General features: G+C 63.2%; 21 protein-coding genes. 2 read left to right on the forward strand and 19 right to left on the reverse strand.

What is annotated here, in order from left to right:
* The first annotated feature begins 95 nt into the window (after nt 1-95).
* Nucleotides 96-2,408: an ATP-binding protein gene (locus tag H163_RS0101215; protein WP_244296068.1), complete on the forward strand. Its 2,313-nt coding sequence runs from the start codon at nt 96-98 to the stop codon at nt 2,406-2,408.
* Between the two features lie 90 nt (nt 2,409-2,498).
* On the opposite strand, the gene H163_RS0101220 is transcribed toward H163_RS0101215, so the two are convergent.
* From H163_RS0101220 to H163_RS0101235, 4 genes are all read right to left on the reverse strand, one after another.
* Nucleotides 2,499-5,480, reverse strand: a complete 2,982-nt coding sequence (locus H163_RS0101220) for a bifunctional [glutamine synthetase] adenylyltransferase/[glutamine synthetase]-adenylyl-L-tyrosine phosphorylase (protein ID WP_019962715.1) — start codon at nt 5,478-5,480, stop codon at nt 2,499-2,501.
* Complete coding sequence (locus H163_RS0101225) at nt 5,443-6,906, reverse strand: sensor histidine kinase (protein WP_019962716.1); 1,464 nt, start codon at nt 6,904-6,906, stop codon at nt 5,443-5,445. Before H163_RS0101225 ends, H163_RS0101220 begins: the two co-directional genes overlap by 38 nt.
* The gene (locus H163_RS0101230; RefSeq protein ID WP_019962717.1) at nt 6,890-7,576 is read right to left on the reverse strand and encodes a winged helix-turn-helix domain-containing protein; all 687 of its coding nucleotides are present in this window, start codon (nt 7,574-7,576) and stop codon (nt 6,890-6,892) included. The genes H163_RS0101225 and H163_RS0101230 overlap by 17 nt, the downstream gene beginning before the upstream one ends.
* Nucleotides 7,577-7,770: 194 nt before the next feature.
* Nucleotides 7,771-9,318 (reverse strand): Do family serine endopeptidase, encoded by a 1,548-nt coding sequence (locus H163_RS0101235; protein ID WP_019962718.1) that lies wholly within the window; start codon nt 9,316-9,318, stop codon nt 7,771-7,773.
* Nucleotides 9,319-9,593: 275 nt separating this feature from the next.
* Here H163_RS0101235 and H163_RS0101240 point away from each other — a divergent pair, with 275 nt between their 5' ends.
* Nucleotides 9,594-10,673: a DUF2336 domain-containing protein gene (locus tag H163_RS0101240; RefSeq protein ID WP_026355321.1), complete on the forward strand. Its 1,080-nt coding sequence runs from the start codon at nt 9,594-9,596 to the stop codon at nt 10,671-10,673.
* A 24-nt stretch (nt 10,674-10,697) separates the two neighbouring features.
* Here H163_RS0101240 and H163_RS0101245 read toward each other — a convergent pair whose 3' ends face one another.
* The 15 genes from H163_RS0101245 to H163_RS0101315 all read right to left on the reverse strand — a co-directional run bounded on the left by H163_RS0101245 (nt 10,698) and on the right by H163_RS0101315 (nt 26,927).
* On the reverse strand, nt 10,698-11,195 hold the full coding sequence (locus H163_RS0101245) for a cytochrome c-type biogenesis protein (RefSeq protein ID WP_040677752.1): 498 nt from the start codon (nt 11,193-11,195) through the stop codon (nt 10,698-10,700).
* A gap of 5 nt (nt 11,196-11,200) precedes the next feature.
* Nucleotides 11,201-13,192 carry a heme lyase CcmF/NrfE family subunit gene (locus H163_RS0101250; protein ID WP_019962721.1) on the reverse strand — a complete coding sequence of 664 codons (1,992 nt, stop codon included), beginning with the start codon at nt 13,190-13,192 and terminating at the stop codon, nt 11,201-11,203.
* Nucleotides 13,193-13,240: 48 nt separating this feature from the next.
* Nucleotides 13,241-13,693 carry a cytochrome c maturation protein CcmE gene (gene ccmE, locus H163_RS0101255; RefSeq protein ID WP_019962722.1) on the reverse strand — a complete coding sequence of 151 codons (453 nt, stop codon included), beginning with the start codon at nt 13,691-13,693 and terminating at the stop codon, nt 13,241-13,243.
* 41 nt (nt 13,694-13,734) lie between these two features.
* Complete coding sequence (gene ccmI / locus H163_RS0101260; RefSeq protein ID WP_019962723.1) at nt 13,735-14,880, reverse strand: c-type cytochrome biogenesis protein CcmI; 1,146 nt, start codon at nt 14,878-14,880, stop codon at nt 13,735-13,737.
* Between the two features lie 104 nt (nt 14,881-14,984).
* A complete protein-coding gene (locus tag H163_RS0101265) occupies nt 14,985-16,340 on the reverse strand; it encodes a hypothetical protein (RefSeq protein WP_208975287.1) in 1,356 nt (451 codons plus the stop codon).
* 269 nt (nt 16,341-16,609) lie between these two features.
* Nucleotides 16,610-17,065 (reverse strand): RT0821/Lpp0805 family surface protein, encoded by a 456-nt coding sequence (locus tag H163_RS0101270; RefSeq protein ID WP_026355322.1) that lies wholly within the window; start codon nt 17,063-17,065, stop codon nt 16,610-16,612.
* Nucleotides 17,066-17,366: 301 nt separating this feature from the next.
* Nucleotides 17,367-18,767, reverse strand: a complete 1,401-nt coding sequence (locus H163_RS0101275; protein ID WP_019962726.1) for an ATP-binding protein — start codon at nt 18,765-18,767, stop codon at nt 17,367-17,369.
* A complete protein-coding gene (locus H163_RS0101280) occupies nt 18,764-19,426 on the reverse strand; it encodes a response regulator transcription factor (protein ID WP_019962727.1) in 663 nt (220 codons plus the stop codon). The genes H163_RS0101275 and H163_RS0101280 overlap by 4 nt, the downstream gene beginning before the upstream one ends.
* Before the next feature lie 57 nt (nt 19,427-19,483).
* Nucleotides 19,484-19,741, reverse strand: coding sequence for a PepSY domain-containing protein (locus H163_RS0101285; protein ID WP_019962728.1), 258 nt, complete (start codon nt 19,739-19,741; stop codon nt 19,484-19,486).
* Between the two features lie 120 nt (nt 19,742-19,861).
* Nucleotides 19,862-20,062, reverse strand: coding sequence for a hypothetical protein (locus tag H163_RS0101290; RefSeq protein ID WP_019962729.1), 201 nt, complete (start codon nt 20,060-20,062; stop codon nt 19,862-19,864).
* Between the two features lie 24 nt (nt 20,063-20,086).
* Nucleotides 20,087-20,971, reverse strand: a complete 885-nt coding sequence (locus H163_RS0101295; RefSeq protein ID WP_040677914.1) for a glycoside hydrolase family protein — start codon at nt 20,969-20,971, stop codon at nt 20,087-20,089.
* Between the two features lie 45 nt (nt 20,972-21,016).
* A complete protein-coding gene (locus H163_RS0101300) occupies nt 21,017-21,742 on the reverse strand; it encodes a DUF2793 domain-containing protein (protein WP_019962731.1) in 726 nt (241 codons plus the stop codon).
* Nucleotides 21,735-25,601, reverse strand: a complete 3,867-nt coding sequence (locus H163_RS0101305; RefSeq protein WP_019962732.1) for a baseplate multidomain protein megatron — start codon at nt 25,599-25,601, stop codon at nt 21,735-21,737. Before H163_RS0101305 ends, H163_RS0101300 begins: the two co-directional genes overlap by 8 nt.
* Nucleotides 25,589-26,044, reverse strand: a complete 456-nt coding sequence (locus H163_RS0101310) for an NlpC/P60 family protein (protein ID WP_019962733.1) — start codon at nt 26,042-26,044, stop codon at nt 25,589-25,591. The genes H163_RS0101305 and H163_RS0101310 overlap by 13 nt, the downstream gene beginning before the upstream one ends.
* Nucleotides 26,034-26,927, reverse strand: coding sequence for a DUF2163 domain-containing protein (locus tag H163_RS0101315; protein WP_019962734.1), 894 nt, complete (start codon nt 26,925-26,927; stop codon nt 26,034-26,036). Before H163_RS0101315 ends, H163_RS0101310 begins: the two co-directional genes overlap by 11 nt.
* Between the last annotated feature and the right edge of the window lie 49 nt (nt 26,928-26,976).

A 26,976-nucleotide genomic window follows, 5' to 3' on the forward strand; every position in this document is an offset into this window, starting at 1 on the left:
TGCAATTGATTCGGACGTAACCAATTACCGGATCAATGAAATTCACCACAATCGGGACCTTGCCGATGGCGCGGGCTTTTGCCGGCAGCGCGTCCATGCGACGCCTTGCCCAAATCACTGGATCCAACAAGGCCGCCAACTCCCTGACGGGGCATATCCGGCTTCTGGCGCAGCCAACCTATCAGCGGCTGCTGCGGACCGAACCCCTGTTCCGCCGCCTGATCCCGGCGCTTTGCCTCGTCTTCATTGCCAGCCTTGCGCTCTACCGCGTGCTGGAGCTGACATTCGCCTATCAGGAAACCGAGCAGCAGGCGCGCGACAAGATCGCGCTGATCGCCTCCGTCCTGTCGTCGCGGCTCGTCAGCGAGGAAAGCGCCATGCCGGAAGTGGGCTACCGGACCGCGCTGCAGCGTGTGCTGGCCGACGCCCTGCCGGCAGGCGCCACCAGCGAAGGCCGCCAGATCCTGCTGACCGATCCGGAAGGCCAGATCGTCGCCTCCTCCCCGATGCGTCCCGAGCTGGAAGGCACGATGATTGCCGACCTGTTCGGCCCTTCGCAGCCGCTGACGGTGTTTGGCGCCCGCGCCGGAGTGCTCACGATCAACAAGGGCAGCGACGAGGCCGCTCTGGCCACCGTGCATCATCTGGCCGGACGGCTGGGCATGGTTGCCGTGATGCAGCCCGAAGATCAGCTTTTTGCCGGATGGCGCTCGGATGTATCGACCAATGTCACTCTCTTCGTCGGCACATCGACGGTTCTGCTGGTGATGATCTACGGCTTCTTTGCGCAAGCCACCCGCGCCGAGCAGGCTGACGAAATCTACGCCGCCACCCGCAGCCGCATCGACACGGCCCTGACCCATGGCCGCTGCGGCCTGTTTGACTGGGATCTGTCGCGCGGACGGATCTTCTGGTCTGCCTCCCTCTACCATCTGCTCGGCCGCGAGCCGAAGGACGATATCCTTGGCTTTGCCGAGATCTCCGACCTGACGCACCCGGAAGATATCAACCTCTACGCTCTGGCCGAAAGCCTGCTGGCGGATGGCGAGACGACCGTGGACCGCATGTTCCGTATGCGCCACGCAAACGGCTCCTGGGTGTGGCTGCGGGCCCGTGGCGAAGTCCAGACCGAGCCGGGCCGCCATGAGCCGCATCTGATCGGCATCTGCATCGACGTGACAGAGCAGCATCAGCTTGCCGAGCAGGGCCGCACCGCCGACCTCCGCCTGCGCGACGCCATCGAGACGATCTCCGAAGCCTTCGTGCTGTGGAACTCGGACAACGAGCTGGTGATCTGCAACTCGAACTACCAGTCGCTGCATAATCTGCCCGACGCGGTGGTGCGCCCCGGCACGCCCTACACAACCGTAATGGAAGCGGCGCGCAATTCGCACATCAAGACCGTACCGTCCCTGCCCTCCACGCTGATCCCGGGCAGCAACACTGCTTATGAAGCGCAGCTGGACGACGGCCGCTGGCTGCAGATCTCCGAACGGCGCACCAAGGACGGCGGCTTCGTGTCGGTGGGTACGGACATTACCCCGCTGAAGCGGCAGGAAGAGCGGCTGATGGAAAGCGAGCGGCGCCTGATGGCCACCGTTTCTGACCTGCGCAAGTCGCGCCAGACGCTGGAAATGCAGGCGCAGCAGCTGGTGGAACTGGCCGACAAATACGCCCAGGAAAAGACCAACGCGGAGAACGCAAACCGCGCGAAGTCCGAGTTCCTGGCCAATATCTCGCATGAACTGCGCACGCCGCTGAACGCTATCATCGGTTTCTCCGACATCATGGACAAGGCCATGTTCGGCCCCATCGGCTCGGAGCGCTATGCAGAATACTGCCGCGACATCTACGAAAGCGGCACCTACCTGCTGAACGTAATCAACGACATCCTCGACATGTCGAAGATCGAAGCCGGCCGCATGGACATGAGCATGACGCCCTTCGACGCCCAGTCGGTGATCGAGGAAGCCGTGCGCATCATCCGCGCCCCGGCACAGGAGAAGGACATCGAGGTTACCTGCGAAGTCGAGGACGGGCTCGACATCACCGCCGACCGCCGCGCCTTCAAGCAGGTGCTGCTGAACCTCCTGTCCAACGGCATCAAGTTCACCCCGGACCACGGCGAGGTGCGCCTCAAGGCCACGACCGCGGACGGATTTGCCCGGATCGAAGTCACGGACACAGGCATCGGCATCCGCAAGTCGGATGTGGAACGGCTCGCCAAGCCTTTCGTCCAGGTGGAGAACCAGTTCACCAAGACGCACAAGGGCTCGGGCCTCGGCCTCGCCATCGCCCGGTCGCTGATCGAAATGCAGGGCGGCGCCATGATGATCGACTCCGTTCCGGGTCAGGGCACCACCGTCTCCTTCACACTGCCTTTGACGCAGGACGCCGTGGCCGCGTGAAGCAGGAACAGCTTCCTGAAACAAAAAATCCCGGGATGCACCGAAGCGCATCCCGGGGTTTTTTCTTCTTCATTCAAGAAAGAGAGGATGTCAGTCCGGCTTGACCGGGCCGACCAGCCTTTCGAAGATGCTGCGGACATTGGCCTGTGTCTCGGCCAGCTCCACCTCAAGACGGGCGAGATCGGGTGCGGCCGCTGCGTTGAGCAGCAGCGCGAGCACGCCGCCCGGCGCCTCGACCGGCTGGAACTTGCCTGTCAGCGTCATGCGCAGGATCTGTGTCAAGCGGTGATAGAGCCGTAGCGCCTGCAAGAGCCCGCCCGCGTCGTCTGCATTGAGCAGCCCGAGTTCCAGCGCCCGGCCAAGGGCAATCTCCGTGTTCTGAGCCAGAACCTCAGGATGGGCGTGGCCATGCACCAGCTGCAGATACTGGGCGATGAACTCGATATCGACGAGCCCGCCAGCCACCTGCTTGAGGTCCCAGATGTCCTTTGTGCCCTTCTCCTTCTCGATACGCCCGCGCATGGATGCAACGTCAGCGGCAATTTTCTGTGCCTCGCGCGGGCGGCAGAGGATTTCCTGCAGGAAGGCGGTGACTTTGGCGGAGAAGGCTGCCGACGAGCTGGTCAGCACGCGCGCCCGGGTCAGCGCCATATGCTCCCATGTCCAGGCGTCGTTGCGCTGATAGGTTTCAAAGGCGGTGATGCTGGTCGCCAGCGGACCGGCATTGCCGGAGGGGCGCAGGCGGAAATCCACCTCGTAGAGGCTGCCTTCCGCCGTCGGTGCGGACAGGGCCGTTACAAGCCGCTGGGTCAGGCGGATATAGTACTGGCTGACCGGCAGCGGCCTCGCACCATCAGAGCCAGTGGCATCTTCCGGCACTTCATAGAGCAGGATGAGATCCAGATCGGAGCTGGCCGTCATCTCTTCGCCGCCGAGCTTGCCCATGGACAGAAGCGCAAACTCTCCGTCCGGCACATACCCATGGGACGCAGCCACATGGTCCACCACCCGCGCCAGAATGCGGTCCAGCACCACTTCGGCCAGCCGGGCCAGAGCATGGCCGACCTGATCAGCCGACAGGGTGTCCGACAGCAGCCGCAGGCCGATCAGGAACTGCTGCTCCTGCGCGAAGATACGCGCCCTGTCCAGCGCCTCTTCATAGTAACGGGCAAGGGCAAGTGTCTGATCAAGACCGGTACGGAACTCTTCGCGGCTCGGCATGGCACCGAAGAAAGCCGGGTCCAGCACGGCGTCCAGAACATGCACCCGGCGTGCCACCGTTTCGGCCAGACGCGGGGCGGAGCCCATGACCGTTGCCATCAGATGCAGAAGCTGGGGGTTGGAGCGCAGCAGGGAGAAAAGCTGCACGCCCGCCGGCAGACGGGCCAGAAACGCGTCGAAGGCGCGCAGTGCCGCGTCCGCATTATCGCTGCGGGCAAGCGCCGAAATCAGCGCCGGATGCAGCTCGGTCAGCCGCTCGCGTGCCTTGGTCGAGCGCATGGCCGGATAGCGGCCGAAATGCCAGGCCTTGATGATCTTCGCCGCATCCGAAGGCTGGCGGTACCCGAGGCGGGAGAGAGTTTCCAGCGTGTCCGGATCATCGTCGTCGCCGGTGAAGACAAGATTCCCCAGATCCGACGCCAGCTCCGGCTCATCCTCAAACAGACCGGCATAATGCCTCTGCACGGTCTGCAATTGTTTCAGCAACTCGGCCTCGAAGGATGGCAGATCTTCGAACCCGGCGAGGAAAGCCACGCGCTGAAGGCCTTCGCCCAGTTGCGGCAGCAGGTGGGTCTGCTCGTCATTGAGCATCTGGATGCGATGCTCGACCTTGCGCAGGAAGCGGTAAGCCTCCTTCAGGTCATCACGGGTGTCAGGCTTGATCCAGTTGAAGGCGACCAGCCGGTCGAGCATGTCGAGCGTGCGCCGCCCGCGCAGTTCGGGATTGCGCCCGCCTGCGATCAGCTGCTGGGTCTGGACGAAGAATTCAACCTCGCGGATGCCGCCCCGGCCCAGCTTCACATTGTGCCCGGCAACGGCGATCTTGCCGTGCCCCTTGTGCATGTGGATCTGGCGCTTGATGGAATGCACGTCCGCAATGGCGGCAAAGTCCAGATACTTGCGCCAGATAAAGGGCACGATTTCGTGCAGGAAGGCTTCGCCCGCCGGAATGTCACCGGCGCAAGGCCGCGCCTTGATCAGAGCCGCACGCTCCCAGTTCTGCCCCAGCGCTTCGTAATAGGCGAGAGCGGCGGGCACAGAGATGGCCACAGGCGTTGCGCCGGGATCCGGCCGAAGCCGCAGATCGGTGCGGAAGACATAGCCGTCCGCCGTCCGCTCCTGCATGATCTTCACCAGCCGCTTGGTCAGGCGCACGAATTCGACCGGCGCCTCGGCATTTCCTGCCAGCGGCGCAATCTCCGGATCATAGAAGACGATCAGATCGATATCGCTGGAATAATTCAGCTCGAAGGCACCGTGCTTGCCCATGGCAAGAACGATGAGGCCGGAGCCTTTTTCCGGCTCGTCCAAGTCCTGCGGCGAGAACTTGCCGCGCGCGGCCAGCTCCCGCAGGCACAGGCGGATGGCGGCGGTGAGGCTGGCATCGGCCAGTTCGGCCAGCGCGCGCGTCACATCGTCAAGGTCAATCGCCCCGCCAATGTCGGCGAGTGCAACGGCAAGGGCCAGATCCTGCTTGAGCTGGCGCAACTCGCGCATCAGCCCGGCCTCATCAGCCGGCCGCGCCTCCCGTGCAGCATGGATCGTGCCGGAGATCAGGCCTTCCAGATCCTCCCCCAGCACCCGCTGCAAACGCTGCGGGCGCACCATGGCGAGCTCGCGCAGATAAGGGGCATTGGCAAAGACACCGGCGAGAAACGCACGAAGTTGAGGATCCTGATCGAGCCACGCCGCAAGATCCGAGGTGCTTGCATCCTCCGCTGCCCGGATCAGCAGATCGGAGAGAACGCTCTCCGCCCTTTCGGAAGACTGTGGCCGCGGAACGACCTTGATGCGATGGCGCAGCGGCCCCTTTTCAGCTCCGGCTTCCAGCTTCCCTGCTTCTGTCGTCACGTCTTGCGCCTCCCGGCATGTCCACTTGAGCTGCCGGAAGATCAATCCTCGCAACCAGCCCCGGCCCGGCATCCCCCAGTGCAAGGGAGCCGCCATGCAGCCGGGCAATCGCCTTTACAAGGCTCAGGCCCAGCCCGTATCCCGGCTCGGTCCGGCTCTCCTCCAGCCGGACAAAGCGGTCCAGAACACGCCCGCGATCCTTTTCTTCAATGCCCCGCCCGTTGTCAGCGACGCTTATGGCGATCCGGTCATGCCCCTGTTCGAGCTTTAAGGTGATCGCGAGCGGCTGTCCATCCTCGGGCTGACCGTATTTCAGAGCATTCTCAATGAGGTTGACCAACGCCTGGGCGACAAGCTCGCGGTTGGCCAGAGCCTGGAATTCACCATCCCCCACGACAGTGAGGCTTCCGCCGTCATCCTCGACGACGGGCTGATAAAGATCAGCCACTTCAAGCGCCACCTGCTTCAGATCGACCTGGTCATGCCCGGCTTCCGGCGACATGGATTCAACACGGGCAATCCGCAGAAGGGCATCGAAGATCCGCAGAAGGCCATCGCAATCTTCAAGCGTTTCTTCCATGGCCTGCCGGTAGTCCGTCCCGGTTCCGCCATCGCGCAGCGCCGCCTCGATGCGGGTGCGCATGCGGGTGAGCGGCGTCTTGAGATCGTGGGCAATGTTATCGGTCACATCGCGCAAGCCCTGCATCAGCTGCTCGATCCGCTCCAGCATGCCGTTGAGACTGAGGGCCAGACGGTCGAATTCATCGCCGTTTCCGGCGACGGGCAGGCGGCGGGACAGATTGCCTTCCATGATCTGGTTGCTGGTCGCAGCCATGGCGTCGATGCGGCGCAGCACATAGCGCGAGACAAAGAGCCACGATACGCCCGCCATGGCGAGAACCACCAGCAGCCACACCCGCATGGCCCCGGCCAGCACTTCCTTGAAACGCTGCTGCTCCCCCAGATCACGCCCGACCAGCAGACGGAAGCCGCCGGGGATTTCGAAGGTCCGGACAACGGCCTGCCGCTCGCTTTCCCGGTTGACCTCGCCATCGGCCTCACGGCGGAAATAGGTCACCCGGCGCACGCCGCCGTCCGCCTCCTCCAGCACGGTCGTCGGAAGGCGGGAGATGTTCCCGGCGAGCGCATTGCCCGCAAAATCGATGAGAAGATAGATGCTGGCGTCAGGACGGCGCGCGCGGGCGTCAATGGCGGTAACCAGCGCCCGGACGCCGCCGCGTGCGAACTGGTCGGCAAGGCCTTCGATTTCCGCATCAACGGTCTGCACCACCTGACCGGTGATCAGCGTGTTGGTGTTGCTGGAAATGGAGAAGAGCAGAAACCCGGACAGCGCGGTGAACACAGCCAGATAAAGCAGCGACAGCTTGAAAGCCGTCGTGCGGATGAGCCTAGCCAGCGCTGTCACGGATCGTGTATCCCGCACCACGGACAGTGTGAAGCAGCGGCACGTCAAAATCCTTGTCGATCTTGGACCGCAGCCGGGACACATGCACGTCAATCACGTTGGTCTGGGGGTCGAAGTGATATTCCCAGACATTCTCCAGCAGCATGGTGCGCGTCACCACCTGCCCGGCATGCTGCATCAGATACTCAAGCAGGCGGAACTCGCGTGGCTGCAGCGGAATGTCCTTGCCGCTGCGGGTGCAGCGGTGGGCAAGGCGGTCCAGCTCAAGATCCGCAACCCGGTAGGTCGTCTCGCTGTCACCACCCGCCTTAGGCCGGCGCCCCAGCGCCTCGACACGGGCCAGCAGTTCGGTGAAGGCAAAAGGCTTGGGCAGATAGTCATCGCCCCCTGCCCTGAGCCCCGTCACCCGGTCATCGACCTGGCCGAGCGCCGAGAGGATCAGCACGGGCGTGTGGTCACCGCTCTTGCGCAGGGACTGGATGATCGCAAGACCATCCAGGCGCGGCAGCATGCGGTCGACGATCAGCACGTCATAACGGCTGTCCTGCGCCATCTGCAGCCCTTCCTCGCCATCGGCGGCAAGATCTGCAGAGTGACCGACCTCGCGCAGCCCCTTGGCAACGTAGGCGGCGGCTTGCTTATCGTCTTCGATGATGAGAATTTTCAGCATGCCAATCTTTTACCTGAGCTTTTGCCCGGAAAGAACCGGAAAGAAGTGTCCGCAGCAACCCTCTTGCGGGTGCTGCGGACACTTGGCCTGACCCCTCTGCGGGGTGGGATCGGGGGCAGCGAAGACCCGAAAGGCCAGACATGAGGCGGATCTTCACCGGAGGCTGCCGGAAGCCCCGCCCCAATCCATGCGGCTTAACCGACGTTGAGCGGCAAGGCGACGAAACGGGCGCTGTCATCGCGGAAGACCCGCATCAGCACGGCCTTGCGGCCATCCTTTTCGGCCTTGGCCAGCGCCGCCTGAACGTCCGCCGGGGTTGAGACTTTCTGACCGGCGACTTCGGCAATCACATCACCGCGGGCAAGGCCCTTGTCTGCGGCAGGCCCTGCCGGGTCTACGTTCAAGACCACCACGCCCTCGACATCAAGTCCGGCCTGGGAGGCGGATGCAAGATCAATCCCGAGATCTTCAAGCTCGGTCTTGCCCGCCCCCTCATCACCGGCAGCGGCCATCTGCTGGCTGTCGGTCAGTTTGCCAAGCGTAACGGAGACGTCCTTCTCCTTGCCATTGCGCCAGACCGTCAGGTCCACCTTCGTTCCCGGCGCATAGGCCGCAATCATGCGGGACAGCTCCCGCGGACCCTTCACGTCCGCGCCATCAACCTTGAGGATCGTGTCGCCGGCCTCAATCCCGGCCTTGGCGGCAGGGCTGCCGTTCTGAGGATCGGAGACGATTGCTCCCTGCGCATCGGCGAGACCGAGGCTTGCCGCGATATCCTCCGTCACCGGCTGAATCTGCACGCCCAGCCAGCCACGCGTCACGGCGCCGTCCTTCTGCAGCGAGGCAACAACATCACGCGCGGTCGAAGCGGGGATGGCGAAGGCAATGCCGACGTTGCCGCCGGACGGCGAGTAGATGGCGGCGTTGATGCCGATCACCTCACCCTTCATGTTGAAGGCCGGGCCACCAGAATTGCCGCGGTTGACCGGGGCATCGATCTGGATGAAGTCGTCATAGGGACCCGCGCCGATGTCACGGCCACGCGCCGAGACAATACCGGCAGTAACGGTTCCACCAAGGCCGAAGGGGTTGCCAATGGCCACAACCCACTCACCGACGGAAGGCGCATCCTCTGCGAAAGCCACATAGGTGAATTTCTTGTCCGATTCCACCTTCAAGACAGCAAGGTCCGTGCGCGGGTCCGCCCCGATGAGCGTGGCCTTGTAATCATGACCCTCGTTGTCGGTCACGGTGAACTCCGTGCCCTTGTCGACCACATGGTTGTTGGTCACCACATAGCCGTCATCCGAGATGAAGAAGCCGGAGCCCTGTGACATTTCATAAGGACGGGAGTTCTGCTGGCCGCCACCCTGTCCTCCCTGGCCACGGCGCTCGAAGAAGCGCTTCAGCGGATGACCGTCCGGCAGCTCATCCATCCCGGGGAGGCCAAAGAAGTCTTCGCCGCCACGGAAATTCATCATGCGCGGCTGGGCTGCCTGCTTCACCTTGACACTGACCACGGCCGGCTGCACGGCGGACACGACGTTGGAGAAATTCAGCGGGGCGGGCTGGCTGACCTCGACAGGGGCAGCAAAAGCATAATTGGAGGGAACGAGACCCTGAACGGTCAGAGCACCGGCGAGGCCAAGCGCCATGGCACCAGCCAGCATGCTTGCCTTATGGCGGGCGAAAAACCCGGCGGACGGCTTGCCGGACTGCTCGGAATTCTGCTGCTCGGACATGAAATCACTCCTCATCGTTTGACTGTCTTTCCGGCGCGGGCGGGGCACCGCGCCTTGTTGCAAACGAATATGGAGATCACCGCATTACAGGCGCCTGACCGGCGGATTAAACCTTCGTAATGTGTTCAGACCCATGCGAAATCAGACGCTGTCATAAGTAACAATTAGCAAAAATATAGTCAGAAAGATCAAATTTTCAGCATTCGGCTTATCTCTCCGTAAATCTGTTTTCTGCAATGTCCAAGCTGAATGCAGAACATCGAACAGAGGAAAGAATGCTGAGATCGCTCGTAGATCTGGCGAAGGAGAGCTGTAGCGAGAAACGCCGCGAACTGATGGGGCATATTGCCAGTCTTTTCATTGAAGGCGCAGACCGCTACTCGAATGACGAGCTATCGCTTTTCAATGACATCCTCACAAATCTCCTGGATCTCGTTGAGATCGAAGACCGCAGGGAATTCTCCGGCAAGGTAGCCCACGTAGCGGAAACCCCCAGGCCGCTCATCCTCAAGCTGGCAAATGACAAGGCAGATGTGGCAGCTCCAGTCCTCCAGCACTCTGAGGTGCTGACAGACGACGACCTGTTCACATTGGCCCGGACCAAGGGACAGGAGCATCTTCTCGCCATTGCGCAGCGCGAAAGCCTCAAGCCACGGATCACGGATGTATTGCTGGAACGCGGCGAAAAACCCGTCCAGCACTCGGTTGCCGCCAATACGGGCGCAGAGCTTTCGGATTGGGGCGGACGGCTTCTGGTGAAACTCGCCGAGAGTGACCGGGACCTGCGTGAGGCTCTGACCGAACGGCATGATCTGTCAAAGCCGAACTTTGACAGGCTTTTGTCCATGCTTCCCGCAGACCGCCAGGCGAAGCTGCGCTACATCTTTGAAAACAACGAGCGAATGGCCCGCAACCTCTTCAAGGAGGCGAGTGCTCTTGTTGATGAGGGAAGACTGGAGCGGCGCAAATCGCGCCTGAATTCAAAGGCAACCCTGAAGGATCTGCGCGACGGTCACAAGCAGCTGGACCAGGCTGTTATCGAGTACAGCCTGTCCAACGAACTCTACGAGCTTGCTTTCCTGCTCGCCCAGTTCGCCCAGATCGACGAGAGGTTCGTTCGCAACATCATCGTCCGGCCCGATGTTGAGGCGATTGCCGTCCTGTGCAAATCGGCAGGTGTAAGCGACACCGCCTTCGGTGCACTCTGCAAGGCCCGCTGCCGTCACATGCGCTGCCCCCCCGCGCAGGTGGATCATTGGGCAGGGGAATACCGGATTCTCTCGGAAGCGGAAGCACAGCGCACCATGCGCTTCATCAAGGTCCGCCTGTCCGTCATGGCAGCTGCGGCCGCGTGAAGAGCCTGGATCGCAGGGCGGGTCCTACCTGCCCTGCCCGGATGCGTCAGACTCAGGTTTTTCCGTAAGGATCGCAGCCAGCTCCGCCTCTTCGGCAGCTGTCAGAGGCTCTGATTCAGCTATGGCAGCCCTTCGCTTTTGCCGCCGGGAGGCCACCAGAACAGCGACGCCTCCGGCCAAAAGAGCCAGGGGCGCAGAGGCCCACAGAACAATCGTGTTCCAGCCCATCCTTGGCTTCAGCAGAACAAACTCGCCATAGCGCGACACGAGGTAGCCGATGACCGCCTCATTGCTGTCGCCCGCGACGAGACGCTCACGGACCAGCACACGCAGATCCTTGGCGAGCGGCGCATCGCTGTCGTCGATCGACTGGTTCTGACAAACCATGCAGCGCAGCTGCGCGGAAAGCTCCCGCGCACGCGCTTCAAGCGCAGGATCTGGCAGAATTTCGTCCGGTCCAATGGCCAGAGATGTGCCGCAGAGAGAAAAGACCATGAGCAGGCTAGCAAGGAAACGTCTCATCCGGCTCACTCCGCTGCCACGGTTTGCGGCTTGCCTGCCTTCGCCTTGGCGGGCTTGGGCGCACCGACCCTAAGGCGCCGGTCTGTCAGGGATACGGCTCCACCCAGCGACATCACCAGCGTACCCAGCCAGATCAGGATGATGAGCGGTTTGTGATAGGCGCGCAGATCCACACTGCCATCCGCGTGGCTTTCGCCCAGAGAAATGTACAGCTGCGAGAAAACGAAAGTGGCAATTGCGGCTTCGGTCGTCGGCATGCCCCGCGCAGTATAGACCCGCTTCGAGGGATCAAGCTTTGCGACTTCGCGCCCGCCCGAACGCACGGTAAAGTGCCCCACCTGTGCCGTGAAGTTCGGTCCCTGCTGGGGCGCGACGCCATCAAAGGTGAACTGATAGCCAGACACGTCAAACGTATCGCCAGGCTTGGCATTGCGCACCACTTCAATCTGGAAGGCAGAAGCCACGACGATGCCAAGCACGGTCATGCCAAGACCAAAGTGCCCCAGAACAGTGCCCCATGCGGAACGCGGCAGACCGAACAGGCGCGGCACACCGCGGGCTAGACCGACTTCCAGAATACGGCTGCGGGAAATGATCTCGGCAATCGCCCCCGCCATCACCCACACCGCCAGTCCGACGCCAAGAGGTGCCAGAACCCGGTCCATGCCCCAGAGCCAGAAGACGAACAGCATTGCAAGTACAGTCAGTCCCAGAGCCGCATAGAGCCGCTCGCAGGCTGCCAGCATGTCCCCGCGCTTCCACGCCAGCAGCGGCCCAAAAGGCACAGCGATCAGCAGGGGCACCATCAACGGACCGAAGGTCAGATTGAAGAAGGGAGCGCCAACGGAGATCTTTTCACCGGTCAGCGCTTCAAGCGCCAACGGATAAAGCGTTCCGACAAACACCGCCGCACAGGCTGCCGTCAGGAACAGGTTGTTCAGCACCAGCGAGCCTTCGCGGCTGATCGGCGAGAAAATGCCGCCCTGCTTCAGCATTGGCGCGCGCCACGCATAAAGCGCGAGCGAGCCGCCAATGAACACACACAGGATGGCCAGAATGAACACACCGCGTGATGGATCGACCGCAAAGGCATGCACACTGGTCAGAACCCCTGAGCGAACGAGGAATGTTCCAAGCAGCGACAGGGAAAAGGTGAAGATCGCGAGCAGAACCGTCCAGACCTTCAGTGCCTCGCGCTTTTCCATGACGATGGCCGAATGCAGCAGTGCTGTGCCAGCCAGCCATGGCATGAAGGACGCATTCTCGACCGGGTCCCAGAACCACCAGCCGCCCCAGCCCAGTTCATAATAGGCCCAGTAGGAGCCCATGGAGATACCGAGTGTCAGGAACAGCCAGGCCAGCAGCGTCCAGGGCCGCACCCAGCGTGCCCAGGCCGCATCGATACGCCCGAGAATGAGTGCAGCGACCGCAAAGGCGAAGGTGATCGAGAAACCGACATAGCCGAGGTAGAGAAGCGGCGGATGGATCGCCAGGCCAATGTCCTGCAGGATGGGATTGAGATCGTTGCCTTCGAACGGAGCGTCCGCAATGCGCTGGAACGGGTTCGACGTAACGAGAATGAACAGAAGGAAGGCAGAAGCCACCCACGACTGGACGGCAAGAACGGTAGCCCGCAACGGTGCGGGCACGTTGCTGCTGAACAGGCCCACCAAGGCCCCGAAGAGCACCAGGATAAGCACCCACAGCAGCATGGAGCCTTCATGATTGCCCCAGACACCCGAGATCTTGAAGATCAGCGGCTTGGCGGAATGGGAGTTTTCCCAGACATTCAGAACGGAGAAGTCTGAATTCAGATAGGCCCAGGTCAGTGATGCAAAGGATATCGTAACCAGCACGAAAATCAGGTTGGCCACAGGCGCAGCAATCGACATCAGGCGCAGATCGCCGGTCTTTGCCCCCCACACGGGCACCACCGACTGCACCAGCGACATGACCAGCGCCAGTACAAGCGCAAAATGGCCGGCCTCAACGATCATGCGTCCCGTACTCCCTCAGTCCGGCCCGGGCACCAGCCCGGCCAGCGGTCAATTGCTCTTCTGTTCTTCCTCGCCCTTCCAGACGCCCTGCTGCTTCAGCGCATCAGCGACTTCCTTCGGAACGTAGTTCTCGTCATGCTTTGCGAGGACGTTGTCGGCCTGGAACACCCCGTCGGGTCCGATCATGCCTTCCGTCACAACGCCCTGCCCCTCACGGAACAGGTCCGGCAGAATCCCCGTATAAGCCACCTGCACGGTGTTGGACGTATCCGTCACCCGGAACAGCACTTCAGCGTTGGCGCGGCGTTCGACGGACCCTTCCTCGACCAGCCCACCCAGCCTGATACGCTGACCGGGCGCGATCTGCTTGGTCATCACATCGGTCGGTGTCTGGAAGAACACGATCTGGTCGCTCAGCGCATAAAGGATCAGGCCGGCAGCAGCGGCAAGCACCACTCCGGCTCCGCCGATCAGTGTAAGACGGCGCTGTTTTCTGGTCATTCCCTGATCCGCTCCCTCACGGTTCCTCTTGCGGCTGGCTCTCAGTTTCCGAGCCCGAGTTCCTTCTCCAGCTCGTCGAGACGGGCCAGCGCAGACTGGTTTCCGGTCATTGCCTGCCGTGCCTTGCCAAGTGTTTCCTTGGCAGCCTCGCGTGCACCGAGGACGAGCTGGGAACGGACAAGCCTCTCCCAGTCCTCAATGGCGCCACCGTCCCTGTCTAACCTCTCCTGCAGGCCGTCCACCATGCTCTGGATCATGGACTGGCGATCTTCTGCACCCATTTCTCCGGCTGCCCGCACATCATCTGCCGTCGGACCGGGCATGGCTGCGGGCGGAACCTGCCCCTGGACCGCAGCAAGCTCCTGCCGCGCCACGGGCACCCAGGGTGCGCTCTCGTCCGCTCCCTCCAGCAGTTGCGTCCAAGCCTTCACGGCTTCATCCTTCCTGCCATCCTGACCATAGGCCAGCGCAAGGAAAAACCTTGGCTTCACCGCATCCGGCGACAAGGCAACAGCCCGTTCAAACGCAGCTTTCGCATCAGCGGTCACAACACCGCGCGCGGCAACCACAAGTGCCTCGCCGAGGCCCGACTCGAGTTCCTCGCGGCTGCCATTCAGGCGGATGGCGTTGCTGAAAGCCCTTGCCGAATCTTCCGGCCGGCCCAGTGACATGTAGACGGGCGCAAGCACTTCCCATCCGCGCCCATCTGCCGGGTTCTGCGCCAGATGCTGCTCAACACGGGCAACCATCTGATTCACTGGAAGGGTCTCAACAGGCGTATTCAGCCGGGCCGAAAGAGGCTGATCCGGATAGGAGGGCGAACCGGCGGCCATGTAAATACCGAGCGCAGCCGCAGGTACAGCCAGAATCGCCAGGGCCATAACGGCCTTGTCACGGCCTCCGCCCTTGCTCCCGGCAGCATCCTGCTGACCGGCAGACAAGCCGCTGTCCCTGCGCAAGGCGATAAGACGGCGCGCAATCTCTGTTCGGGCAGCTTTCGCCGCAGTCTCGTCAATCACACCGCGCGCGAGATCCTTGTCCAGCTCATCCAGCTGGGCCTTGTAAACAGCCTCCCCCGCAGCGGCATCGCCGGCAACAAGGCCAGAAGCAGCTCCGCGCCTGAGCGGCACGAGAATGGAGAGCGCCGCTGCTGCGGTCAAAAGAGCGAAAAAGATCCAGAGTGTCATGCCGCCATATAGATCGTTACACACCCGGTCTGGCAACAAAAGAGTGTGTGACCTTGGGTCGCGGTGAAAACACGGATCTGAAAAGCATGCAGAAAGCAGCCGTTTCAGGCCGCAGCAGCCATCGCGCTTTGCCGGCTTCGCCTCAGAAGAGCGGCATAGTCCTGACCAAAACAGATCTCGCAAAGCTGTATGGCCGCCTCGGCGGCTGAGGCGATAGCATCCCGGTTTGGCCCTCTGGTCTTTCCCAGATCGGAAATCAGCGACCGGGAGATGATCTCCAGTGTCTGTTCGACAGCCTGGCGTGCCCGCTTTCCAGCTTCGTTCACGGCCAGAACCTCTGCCGCGCTGCGGCTCAGATCCAGCACTCTCAAGGTGCGGACGGCCGCATCAAGGGCAGCCTCGTCGGACCGGAATTCGCCATCGGCACCTGTCTTGGGCACCTGCAACGCCCGGCGGACCGTTCCGGCAGCACCTGCCAGTTCATCGGCGACAGCAGCCGAGATGCTGCGGCGGGTTTCTGCAATCCGGCCGCGCCACTGCTCCGCCTCGGTCAGATCCATGTCCCGCTCCACTCCCTTGACCACCGCCGCATATGCAGACAGAGCCCCCGCGAAGCCAACAGGATCGGGATTGTTCTTGCGGTGTTCATGCGCCAGCAGATGCAGCCGCTCCACCTCCGAAATCACAATCGAGGCAAAGGGCGCATACCGGGTCTTCGTCAGCCACCTTGCGCCGCGGACCTTCGCCAGCCGCTCCGCAAAGGGGCCCAGCGACCAGGGAGCCTCCGCCCTGTCCAGCATGGCGGCCGCAATCACCGGCACATCTTCGGGATGGCGCGTGGCATAGGCGGAAACCAGATCAAGAATGTTCCCATCCTGTTTCAAGGTCCGCTCGCTGAGCGTGTCGGGGATGCGCCGGAGGAACGCCCTCAGCCAGGGCTCAGCCCGGAAAACCTTCGCGACATCTGCAAGATCCTGCAGGGCGCGTTCGCCGCCCAGCATCATCTTCAGCCGGCGCTCCTCACGTTCCGAGGCCGCGCAGTCCTCCAGAATGCCCGTCAGCGCCTCGCCTGCCTTTTTGCGCAAGACCGCCGCCACGCGGTGAACCCGCTCACCATCATCGGGCCGTTTCTCCAGAAACTCGACCGCTCTTGCGATATCGCCAGCCAGGACATCACGCTCGATCCAGTTCCAGAATTCACTCAGATAAGGCCGGTAAATCCGCCCCTCCTGCTTGTGGGGGAGCTGTTCATCAATGGCAAAGGCATCCAGCGGCGCGAAGAAACTCCGCTCCAGTTTCTGCCGCCAGTTGGGGCCGGCATGCTGGCTTGGAGTTTCATCCGCAGATCCATCACTGGATGACTGTCCAGACAACAACGCCAGTGCTGCAGCCAGAACAAGCTCTGCATGAGGCTCGTTCTGTCCAAGTGCCTGCGTCCTCTCAAGGCTTCTGGCCAGCATGGACACAGCTCCCGGAGACAGCTCTCCGAGATAGGACTCTATCTTCTTTTTCAGAAGATCCTGATCGGTCATGATACGCAGAACTTTGATCAACCGGATAAAACTGAAGGAACGCTAGCACTTCAGGGCTTAAGTGTTCCTTTCCAGTTGGTTGATCCTGATGTTAAAATCTTGCGCTTTCGCTGGTTCAAACCGGCGCAAGCAAACAAAAAACCCGCCGGAAACCGGCGGGCAAACATTGGACCCAGCAATGCAAGGCCTGAACAGGCTCAGCCGATCGGGCGCCACAGTCCCTTTTCATCGGTGCAGGCCGTTGCACGGGCCACCACAGGAACAGGATTGTCCTTGGACGTCACCTGATGTGTGAACTCGCGGCACTCGGTGTTGTTCACCTGATATCTGGGGCCCGGACGGACTTCACCCTGACGGCCGGTCCGCGGATTGTCCCAGCGCACAGCACCACCCGCGCCCGGGGTAGCAAGCGCCTGCTTCTGCGCTTCGGCCGCCACGCGCCGGTCACTCGATTCAAGCACGAGACCGGGCGTGCCTTCCAGCAGCTTGTTGATCGCTGCGTTGGCTTCGGCCTCGGCGATCGATTTCTCGGAACGGCCAAAAGCCGAACCCCACAGATCCATGCCGCCGGAGCTGCTGTCACTGCCGAGCGAGCCGCAAGCCGACAGGCCTGCAGACAAGAGTACAATCAACCCACTTTTGCTCAACCGCATCTCGCACTCCATCAACCGGCCATCACGGACCGGTCCGCGCGTTCTCAAACGCGACAACGCAAGAATGGTAACAAGGTTCCCATACTGCGCCGTTATCCTTAAAATTTCCCAAATTTATGGCCGAATCACGCCATCTTGATGAAACATTAGGGATGTTGCAGCGCACTCTTAGTGATGTAGGTCACAGGGTGGAGGGCGTCCAGTAAAGCTGCATTACCCAACCTTACAAAGAACCTCACACCTGCCCTCGCACGGCAAGGGCAGTTTTGGGGTGTCATAGTCAGCCCCGAAAGGCACAGCATCACACGGCGGGCAGCAGGAGGCGTGCTTTCAATCCGCCGAGCTCCGAAGATGACAACTCGAAACGGCCACCGTAAAGTCCCGCCAGATCCGCAACAATCGACAGCCCGAGTCCCGTGCCGGGCACGCTTTCGTCCAGCCGCTTGCCGCGTTTCACCGCTTCCTTGCGCTGCTCCTCCGTGAGTCCTGGCCCGTCATCCTCGACAATGATTTCGATGAACTGACGGCCAGGGGCTCCGGTGTCTGTCAGCCGCGATGTCAGCCGCACCTCGTACCTTGCCCACTTGCAGGCATTGTCCATGAGGTTCCCGGCCATTTCCTCAAGGTCCTGCTGCTCGCCCCGGAAGCGCATCCCCTCGGCGCAATCGGCGGATATATCCAGCCCCTTGGCATCATGGATACGCTCCATCACGCGGGCCAGCTTCGTCAGAACCGGCTCAGCCGGAGTCGCAACGCCAATCACCCGCCGCTGGGCAGCCATCCGCGCCCGCTCAAGATGATGGTCAACCTGCGTACGCATGATTCCGGCCTGTTCGGCCATCTTTTCCGCAAATGGCCCGCCCTGTGCCCGGGCTTCATTGGAGATCACGCTCAAGGGCGTCTTCAGGGCATGGGCCAGATTGCCAACATGGGTGCGGGCGCGCTCCACCACTTCCCGGTTCGAGGCAATCAGCGCATTTAGTTCCACGGCAAGCGGAGCAAGTTCCGAGGGCAGATCCTCCTCCACACGCTCGGCGTCGCCCTGCCGGACCGCTGCCAGCGATGCCTGCAGCCGCTTCAGCGGCATAAGTCCATAGCGAACCTGAAGAAACACAGCAGCCACCAGCCCGAGGCCAAAGACAAACAGCGTCAGCGCCACCTGGCCGGCAAAGGCTCTCACATCCTGCCGCAGCCCGGCAGTGCGCCCGGCTACGGCAATGAGATAGCTTTTGCCGTCAAAAGAGATGATCCGCTGCGTCACCCGCAATTCGTCGTTGCCGGGGCCCGTCATGGCGGCGCTGCTGCTGCGCTCCCCCTCGCCCAACGCGGGAAGGTTCAACGGATCCCCGAGCAGCGAAGGCGAGGCGAACACCCGCTCGCCGCCCGCCAGATCCGTCACCGTCCAGTACCAGCCCGAAAGCGGCAGGGAGAAGCGCGGTTCTCCCAGATTGTCCGGCCGGTTCAGCGGCTCTCCGGCGGCAGCAGGCGCCATCGCGCCGATGATGCTTTTCTGGTAGACCTCAAGCTGGCTGTCAAAGCCACGTTCCACAGCTTCACGGTAAAGGCCGACGAGGATAACGCCCGCGATTACAAGCGCTGCCGTCGACCAGAGCGAGGCAGCCAGCACCAGCCGTGTTGCCAGGGACCTGCGCTGCGGCGGCCCTGCGGCCACATTCCGCAAAGCCTGATCCGGCCCGCTCACACCGGCTCTCCCATCCGGTAGCCAAGCCCACGGATGGTTTCGATATAGTCCCCGCCCAGCTTCTTGCGCAGGCGTCCGACAAAGACCTCGATCGTATTGGAATCCCGGTCAAAATCTTGATCGTAGAGATGCTCCACCAGCTCAGTGCGGGAGATCACCTTGCCCTTGTGGTGCAGCAGATAGGCCAGAAGGCGGTATTCCAGCGACGTCAGCTTCACCGGATTGCCGCCCACCGTTACCCGGCTGGTGCGCAAATCGGCGCGCAGGTCACCACATTCGATTTCATTGGAGGCAAGGCCGGCCGCGCGGCGCACCAGCGCCCGCACCCGCGCCAGCACTTCTTCCATATGGAAGGGCTTGGCCACATAGTCATCCGCGCCCGCATCAATGCCAGCCACCTTGTCAGACCAGCGGTCGCGGGCGGTCAGAATCAGCACGGGCATGGTGCGTTTGTTGCGGCGCCATTTCTCCAGCACCGAGAGACCATCGAGGACTGGAAGACCCAGATCCAGCACCACAGCGTCATAGGGCTCAGTATCACCGAGATAGTGCCCCTCCTCGCCGTCATAGGCGCGGTCCACAACATAGCCCGCTTCGGTCAGCGCCTCGGCAAGCTGGCGGTTCAGGTCCTTGTCGTCTTCAACAATGAGGAGGCGCATCTGTCTTCCCGGATGGATCTGTCTATCGTCACATTTAGGCGAGTCTTCGCCCTGTGCCTACCGGCTGGCGTCGACAACGACTGTCGTCACCTGTCCGTTGGCCAGCACGGAGAGACGGTAGACATAGCGCCCGCCCTCGATACACAGCTGCGCCTTGACGATTTCGCCGCCCACGGAGCCTGCGACAGCACCCAGCGGCTGCGCCTGCCCGCTTGCCACGGCCTGTTGCGCCTCGCCCTGCGACAGGCAATTGGCTGCAGCCGGGACAAGTCCGGCGAGAAGAAAGAGAATGGCGGCGGCAAAAGATCTGGTCACGGGACTGTTCCTGCTTCGGTTCGGGCCGGAAGTATCCCTTTTGTAGCTGCCTCTGCCTGAATGGCAAATGAACGGGGCTGACAGTCTCCCGTCAGCCCCGGGCATCCTTTCAGGCCCCGCTTACTTGCGCCAGGCCGCAGGCTCCGTCGTCACATGCCGCAGGAGGATGTTGACGATGCCGATCGCCATGACGGCAAACGGCCCCCAGCCGTCCGGCAGAACCTTGCTCCAGTCGATCAGATCAAGCTGATCCAGAATCCCGCCCCCCAGACTGGCGATGCCAACCGCTCCATTGAAGGCAAATGTCTTCCAACCATTCATATGCCTGTCCTTACGCTTCCGGTTTCAGGAAATGAACTGGCGGGCAAGCAGCCGGATACGGCCCCGGTTTGCCCAAGCCAGATAAATCACGAAGGCAAGGCCAGCCAGTGCCAGCCCCCAGCCAAGGACTTCCATCCAGCTGTCGCCGTTCGAAACGGAGACACCTGCACCGGTCGCACCGCTGATCAGCGTTCCAGCCACGCCTCTCTGCTTTCCGACGGCACGCTCCAGTTCCGAGAGCGTTGCCGGTCCCAGCCTGCCGTCGAGCTTCAGCGGCGGGTGCTCGATCTGGAATGCCAGCACGGCCGCCCGCGTAAGCGGCCCTTCAATCCCGTCGGCAGGGCCGGGCTTGAAGCCAAGCCGTGCCAGCATCTGCTGGCCCCGCATCACCTCAGGGTCCGGCTCGGGCAGGGAGTTATGCCCGTTGAAGCCATAATCGCCGCCCTGAAGAAGCTGGGCTTCTTCAGACCTGCGCCGGACCAGTCCCGGCAGAATGCGCCCTCCGGCCCGGATGCCGGTCATGGCCAGCAGCCGCGCGGCCTCGGCCACGTTTCCGGCCGCCAGTGCCGCCGCCCAGCGCCAGGAGAGGCACTGCTCCCCCAGATTGTAGACAGCCGAAACAACCGCATCGAACTGGTTCTGCGGAAGCTTGCCGAACCGGCGCAGCACCGCAGCGCCATATTCATGATCCGCCAGCGTCTTCAGCACGGTATTGGCTTCGGCCCGGTCGATCATGTCTCCGGCTTTGAGGTCCTTGCGGCCCCGCTTCGTCCACCAGTCACGGAACAGCCGGGAGGCAAGGGTGAAGCCGTAACCGATCGTCGGCACCCCGGCCGGATCCATGTAGGCACGCGAGGAAAAGCCCTCGTGCCGGGCAATAAAGGCAAGCCCTTCAGGACTGACATTCATGATCATCACTCCCTCGAAAACACTTGAACTCGTGGCCTTGCGCCTTCACGTTGCAGGCACCCCCGCGATCAGGCACTGCACGGCCACGCGGACGGCACCACCGGTGAAGTTCCCGCCATTGGCCGACAGGCGCACGCTGGTGGGCGCATAGAAGGCAGTCGGGCCAATCACCCCCGCATTCTGCCCTCCGGCGGTGATGCCCAAAGCCCCGCCAAACTTCGACCTTTCGGAAGAAAGTCCGCAGTCATAGGACGCAGCACCTGTGATTGTTGTGAGTGTCCGGCAGGAGACGGCAAAGACCACCGCCCTGTTCGGGATCAGCCCCGGCGCCTCCACATAAGCCCCGCTCATCCCGGAGAGTGTCGCCTCCAGCACGGAGAGACCTGCCGTCGCTCCGCCGCTGCTGCGGGCCAGCACCATCTGCGGCCCGAGCAGTGCGGCATAGTCCCGCCAGCCCCCGCCTGAAAACACCAGCAGCCTGCCCTCGGACGCAAGAAACGCCCGCAGCCCCTCAAAGCCCGGATAGAACACCCAGGCCCCGCCGCTGTAATGCGCTGCTTTGCCCTCGTGCCCGGCAAAAGCGCCCCAGGCACCGGATGCGACCAGAAAGCTATCGCCCTCTCCGGCAACGGCAGGCGGCGCCTGCCGCTCCTCGATCAGCCGCAAGTGCGCCAGCGCATCCAGCCGCACCAGCGCCTCGTTGTGGGTCACGTGTTTCTGCGCCTGCGCTGCCGCAATCAGCGGCAGGCCCAGCCTTGCTGTCTCAGACATTCAACACCTCTTTCAGGAATGCGCCCGGCCCTGCCTCGGGCGAAATCTGGCAGACCCGCACCGCAAGGCTCGCCACCGGCCCGCCAAAGTCGGCAGCTTCATCCGCTGCCGGATAAACCAGGCTGGTGGCCGTGCTGGTCAGCGACCGCAGAACGCTCCCGCCCGGGGCGGACAGAATGTCCACACGGTAGACTTCCGCCGTCTCGCCCAGCGGCACCTCCGCAAGGTCCCAGCTGTCGCCGCCCTTTCGGGTCCGCCGGATCCACGACAGGCGGATGGCTCCGCTCTCCCGTGATGCCCTCAGATGCACCGGCGCCAGCGGCAAGGCCGCCCGGCCGCTCGCCGCAAAGACCACATCCCTGCGGGCTGCCGTGTCCAGAGCCGCACCGGCGGGCAGGATTCGATAGGTCAGCACCCGCCCCAGCAGATCCGCCTCCAGCGGGAGGACGGCATGAGTGCCATCCAGCAGAACGATGGCCGCCCCGGCCGCAGCTCCAGCCGCCGCCTCTGCCTCGCTGCCCTTCTGCCCGCGCAGCAGCCCCGTCAGACGGTACCGCCGCGTGCCCGTCAGCTCCGCATGACGGAACTGCAGCAGTTCATATCCACCCGTCCGGCTCAGTACAGCCAACGCATTGGCACCGGAAAGCACAGCTTCCAAACTGCGGCTCTGCATCAACCCGCCATGGATCTCCACCTCGCAGACGGAGGCCTCATCCCACCGCCACACCGGCCCCGGCGGCAGATCCGCCTTCAGCGTGCCCGTCGTGGCCGGCCGCTCCAGCCGCGCCACGTCTTCGAAGCTGTCGCCCGTCCGGCCGCGCAGCACCGCCAGTTCCCCCGGCCAGGGCCGGGCAAAGGCCGCAACCACGGGCGAGAAGGCACCATCCGTGTCCTGCAGGAGCGGCAGGTTCATCATAACCACATGCGGCGGCCCCGCTTCCGTATCCTGCCAGACAGACGCCCGGCTCTGCGGCGTACGGGCCACCGCCAGAACCGGCGCGCTGCGAACTGCTTCGATCTTCCGCGTCTGTGCAGTCTCGATCCGCTCGATCCGCAGACGCAGCGCAGGCGAAAACACCTGATCCGGCGTTTCCGCAATCTCAACCAGATCGCCCACCTCAAATCTGGCGTCAGTGGGCGGCAGGGAAAATTCCACCCGCTCCCGCTCCGCCCAGACCCGCTGCAGCCTGGCATCCGCCGCCTGCATCAGAACCACCGGATTGACGGTCACGGCCAGATCCTGCGACCTCACCGTCCGGCTTCCCCCTTCCAGGCGGCGGCTTGCCACCACCTGACGGCGGAAATCCTGCTGCGGGTCTTCGCCCGACAGCCGGATCTCGCTCGTCAGCTCGGCATTCTGCGCCCGCACACGGCTCAGCAGCGGCTCGTCTTCCGCCTCTTCTGCCAGCAGGTGCCCGTCCAGCGCATGCACCCGTCCTGCTCCGGCAATGGCAAAGCGCAGCCGGTCCCCCAGATCCAGCGCCTGCCCGCCAAAGGCCTCCAGCAGCGGTTCGATGGCATCTCGCAATGAAACCGGCCCCGCCAGCGTCATCCCCTCGACAACTGCGGCTGGCCCCAGCACTTCGCAAGCCTCACCATCGATGCCGAAATCCTCCAGCATCTGCCGGATCAATCCGGCAATACTCACTGAGCCAAGCCGCCCGTTCAGCCAGTGCCCAACCTCCCAGTTGCCCCCGTCCGACCAGACGTCGCCATAGACCGGAAAGGCCGGAAAGGGCCGCGCGTCATAGGTCCAAAGATGCAGATTGGCCTCATCCACCATCCGCCCGCCATAGACGGGTGAGACCGGATTGTCCCCGCGCGCCAGCTCCGGATGACTGCCGCCCCAGTAGCTCAGCACCGCCTCCAGCCCCATCCGCTGCATGGCGTCATCGCGGGTGCCGCTGGAAAAATGCGGCGGGGTGGATTCCGACGATTTCGGATCGACGAACACATTCGGCTGGTTCGCCCCCCGGTCAATCGCCGGAATGCCCAGCTCGGTGAACCAGATGGGCTTGGACATGGGCACCCAGGCCGTCGCCGCACCCAGCTCCACCCCGCCCACCCGCTCCACATGCGGGTTTTCCCACCAGCCCCGGATATCCTTGGCCCGGTAGACGAACGGCTTGCCATAGGCCCCATCGGTGATCGGCGTGCGCTGTCCCGCCCGCCGCTCCGCATCCGAGCGGTAATACCAGTCGAAATACTCCCCGCCCGCCACTCCGGCCCGCAAGGCTTCAAGATCGTAGGGTGCCTCATCGTCTGCACCCTTCAGGTCCGTCAGCGGCAGATAATTGTCGATACCGACGAAATCCACCGCGGGGTCAGCCCACAGCGGATCCAGCGGAAACCGCACCTCCCCCTCCTGCGGCTGATGCGCGCCATATTCGGACCAGTCCGCCGCATAGGAAATCTTCGTCCCGGCCCTCAGCACACCGCGCACCTCTGCGGTCAGCGCTCTCAGTGCCGTCACGAAGGGATAGCTGCCACCTCCAGCACTTGCCCTTGTCAGCCCGCGCATTTCCGATCCGGTCAGAAAAGCATCAACACCGCCCGCCGCTTCCGCCAGATGCGCCAGATGCAGGATGAAACGCCGGTAACCCCAGTCCTCCGCATTGCCGCTGAACGCGATTGCCTCGCCGCTCACACTGAAATGAGCGGGCATCGCGCTTCCCATGAAGGCCGCCACATCTGCCGCAACACTCCCCGAGGGCACGATCCGTCCGCGCCAGGGATAGACCGGCTGCGACGCGCCTCCCTCAGGCGCAGGCAGGCTGTTGCCAGCCGGGATATCCATGAGGATGAAGGGATAGAGCACCACCCTCAGCCCCCGCGCCTTCAGGTCGCGGATTGCAGCGATCACACTCGCATCACAGGGTGTGCCGCCAAAGGCTGGCCGCCCGTCAATCTGCGAAACAAGCTGCGCGCCCTCCCGCGTCACCGGGCCCACCTGCCAGGTCATGCCGGAAGTGTTGCGGCTCGCTGTCTCCACCTTCGGCCGGATGGAGCACTGTCCGGCCCGCAGGTCATCCCCGAACCAGGCCACAACGAGTGCCACGCTTTCCAGAGCCGGACACAGCGCCTGCAATTCGTCCAGTGCCGCGTGCCAGTCGCTGGCGGCGATGGACGTGTGCCGGTTCACCACCACCGTCGTGCCGGTGGAGGGCTCGTCCGTAACCTTGGTGGGAGCATAGACAAACTCGCCCGCACCGGGGATCAGCGTCACGGCCTTCACCATCGGCTCCAGCCGCTCCACCACCCGCACCACCTCGAAGGACAGCTGCGGCAGACGATTGCCGAAGCCCTCCAGCGGCAGTCGCTCGAACACCACATAAGCTGTTCCGCGATAGGCTGGCGCAGTTCCCTGCACCGCTGCAATCAGAGGATCAGCCGCTTGCGTTCTCGTGCCCAGGTAGATGCGGTAGTTGATTCCGGAGAGATCCAGCAGCTTGCCATCCGCCCACACGCGCCCGATCCGCGCCACCGGCCCTTCGCACAGGGCCACGGCGAAATTGCCGTAATAGCTGTAGCTGCGCACAGTCGTACCGGAGCCGCCGCCCGCTTTCCCGCCTGCGCTCTCTTCGCTGACTTCTTCCTCGAAACGTGTCGCCCAGATCACCTGCCCCGCCAGCCGCACCCGGCCATAGAGCCGTGGCAGGGAGGCGCCCTCGGCGGAGGACTGGACCGAAAGATCAGCCAGCCGGCCGAACTCCACCGTCCGGCTGCTGCCGAACAGGGAGTTGTCGATCAGGCTCCCGGCCACAGCGCCCGCCGCGCGCCCCAGAATACCCCCGATGGCTCCAATTCCAGCCATGTTGCCAAGGGCCTGACCGGCCGCTGCAAGGATCAGGGTTGCCATGGCAAAACTCCGGGAAAGGAAAACACATGCGAAATGCGCCGCGACCACGCTGGCACCAGCGGGCTTTCGATCACGCCTGCCCGCTCATAGGCGTGGATCAGGCCGCCCGTTTCACTCAGGAGACCTGCATGTTTCACCGGCGCTCCGTCACGCCAGCGGAACAGCACCACATCGCCCGGCGCACCTGTCCCCACCACCGGCACAAGCCAGGTTCCGGCTGCCTGAAGCAGGCTCTCACCGCCGCTGCCTGCCTCCGCCCATTGCGGTGAATAGGCAGGCAGCGGCACAGGCTCCGGCCCCACGAACTGGCGCCACAGCCCACGGACAAGTCCGAGGCAGTCGCACCCCACGCCCTTCAGCGAGGCCTGATGCCGGTAAGGTGTACCGACCCAGTTGCGTGCTCCGGCGAGCAGATCAGCCCGCGAAATCCCGTCAGGAGACAATCGCCCCTCCATCGTTCTGGCCTGAATTGCGGGACGGGTAGGACAGGACGAAATCCGTGCCCGGCATATGCGGAAAGCCCCGAAAGTTCAGCCCATTGGCGAATTTCGCCTGACAGGTGGCAAAACGCTTGTCACAGCCAGCCGTCACCGTGATGCCGGTCCTTGGCGCCAGCATCTGCGGCGCCGCCAGCCACAGAACCAGCTCTGCCCCCTCATCCGTGCGGTCATGCCGGGCCACCTCACAGGCAAAGCCGGACAGCGCACCAGTCGTCACCACCAGACGCCCGCCGTCAAACCAGCCGCTTGTGTAGGAATGAAGTCCTGAAACCCGCAGCCGCCTTGTGTCATGCGAGAGGAGCACCGTTCCCGTCCCCCGAAAGGTAACCGAGGCCAGATCCACGCCACAGCGCCCATCCCCAAGATCCGCGTCGCACTGGCCGGAGAACACCCGCCCACGGCGCGCCTCCAGCGCCTGCGAAAGGCCGCGCAGCTCGGCCCGGAACACAAGCCCGGCCCGTGTCACCTCGCCGATCGTCGCCCGCCGCTCCAGGAGCGCCTGGGAGGGATCCGCCCAGTTCACAAGATAGGCCCGTACTTCGGCCCCATCCCACAGCCCCGCCTCCAGTTCGGCGTCGCTCAGGCCCTCGCTCGTCAGGCTGCCGCTGACCTCGCCGCCGCCAACCGCAAGCCCTGCCCCTTCCGTCACCGCGCTGCGCTCCAGTCCATTGGCTGGATTGCAAGTCACGCCCTGCACCGTCAGAGCGCGGTCGTGATCGGTGAACCCGAGTGTGATCCCGTCGTTCCGCGTCACCAGCCAGCAGGCGCAAAGCGTCGTGATCCGGCCCGCCAGGTGGGCGGCCAGTGCCTCGTCGATTGTTTTCATGGATGATTTTCCTGCTTCGTCCAGTGCGGATACTTTTCACCGGATCAGG

The sequence above is a fragment of the Pannonibacter phragmitetus DSM 14782 genome (assembly GCF_000382365.1).
Lineage (GTDB): Bacteria > Pseudomonadota > Alphaproteobacteria > Rhizobiales > Stappiaceae > Pannonibacter > Pannonibacter phragmitetus.

Excerpts from the sequence above, each read along its gene's own strand:
- H163_RS0101215 (WP_244296068.1), top strand. The coding sequence starts at position 96 with ATGCGACGCCTTGCCCAAATCACTGGATCCAACAAGGCCGCCAACTCC.
- H163_RS0101230 (WP_019962717.1), bottom strand. The coding sequence starts at position 7,576 with ATGCTGAAAATTCTCATCATCGAAGACGATAAGCAAGCCGCCGCCTAC.
- H163_RS0101235 (WP_019962718.1), bottom strand. The coding sequence starts at position 9,318 with ATGTCCGAGCAGCAGAATTCCGAGCAGTCCGGCAAGCCGTCCGCCGGG.
- H163_RS0101240 (WP_026355321.1), top strand. The coding sequence starts at position 9,594 with ATGCTGAGATCGCTCGTAGATCTGGCGAAGGAGAGCTGTAGCGAGAAA.
- H163_RS0101245 (WP_040677752.1), bottom strand. The coding sequence starts at position 11,195 with ATGAGACGTTTCCTTGCTAGCCTGCTCATGGTCTTTTCTCTCTGCGGC.
- H163_RS0101250 (WP_019962721.1), bottom strand. The coding sequence starts at position 13,192 with ATGATCGTTGAGGCCGGCCATTTTGCGCTTGTACTGGCGCTGGTCATG.
- ccmE (WP_019962722.1), bottom strand. The coding sequence starts at position 13,693 with ATGACCAGAAAACAGCGCCGTCTTACACTGATCGGCGGAGCCGGAGTG.
- ccmI (WP_019962723.1), bottom strand. The coding sequence starts at position 14,880 with ATGACACTCTGGATCTTTTTCGCTCTTTTGACCGCAGCAGCGGCGCTC.
- H163_RS0101265 (WP_208975287.1), bottom strand. The coding sequence starts at position 16,340 with ATGCTGGCCAGAAGCCTTGAGAGGACGCAGGCACTTGGACAGAACGAG.
- H163_RS0101270 (WP_026355322.1), bottom strand. The coding sequence starts at position 17,065 with ATGCGGTTGAGCAAAAGTGGGTTGATTGTACTCTTGTCTGCAGGCCTG.
- H163_RS0101280 (WP_019962727.1), bottom strand. The coding sequence starts at position 19,426 with ATGCGCCTCCTCATTGTTGAAGACGACAAGGACCTGAACCGCCAGCTT.
- H163_RS0101290 (WP_019962729.1), bottom strand. The coding sequence starts at position 20,062 with ATGAATGGTTGGAAGACATTTGCCTTCAATGGAGCGGTTGGCATCGCC.
- H163_RS0101295 (WP_040677914.1), bottom strand. The coding sequence starts at position 20,971 with ATGAATGTCAGTCCTGAAGGGCTTGCCTTTATTGCCCGGCACGAGGGC.
- H163_RS0101300 (WP_019962731.1), bottom strand. The coding sequence starts at position 21,742 with ATGTCTGAGACAGCAAGGCTGGGCCTGCCGCTGATTGCGGCAGCGCAG.
- H163_RS0101305 (WP_019962732.1), bottom strand. The coding sequence starts at position 25,601 with ATGGCAACCCTGATCCTTGCAGCGGCCGGTCAGGCCCTTGGCAACATG.
- H163_RS0101315 (WP_019962734.1), bottom strand. The coding sequence starts at position 26,927 with ATGAAAACAATCGACGAGGCACTGGCCGCCCACCTGGCGGGCCGGATC.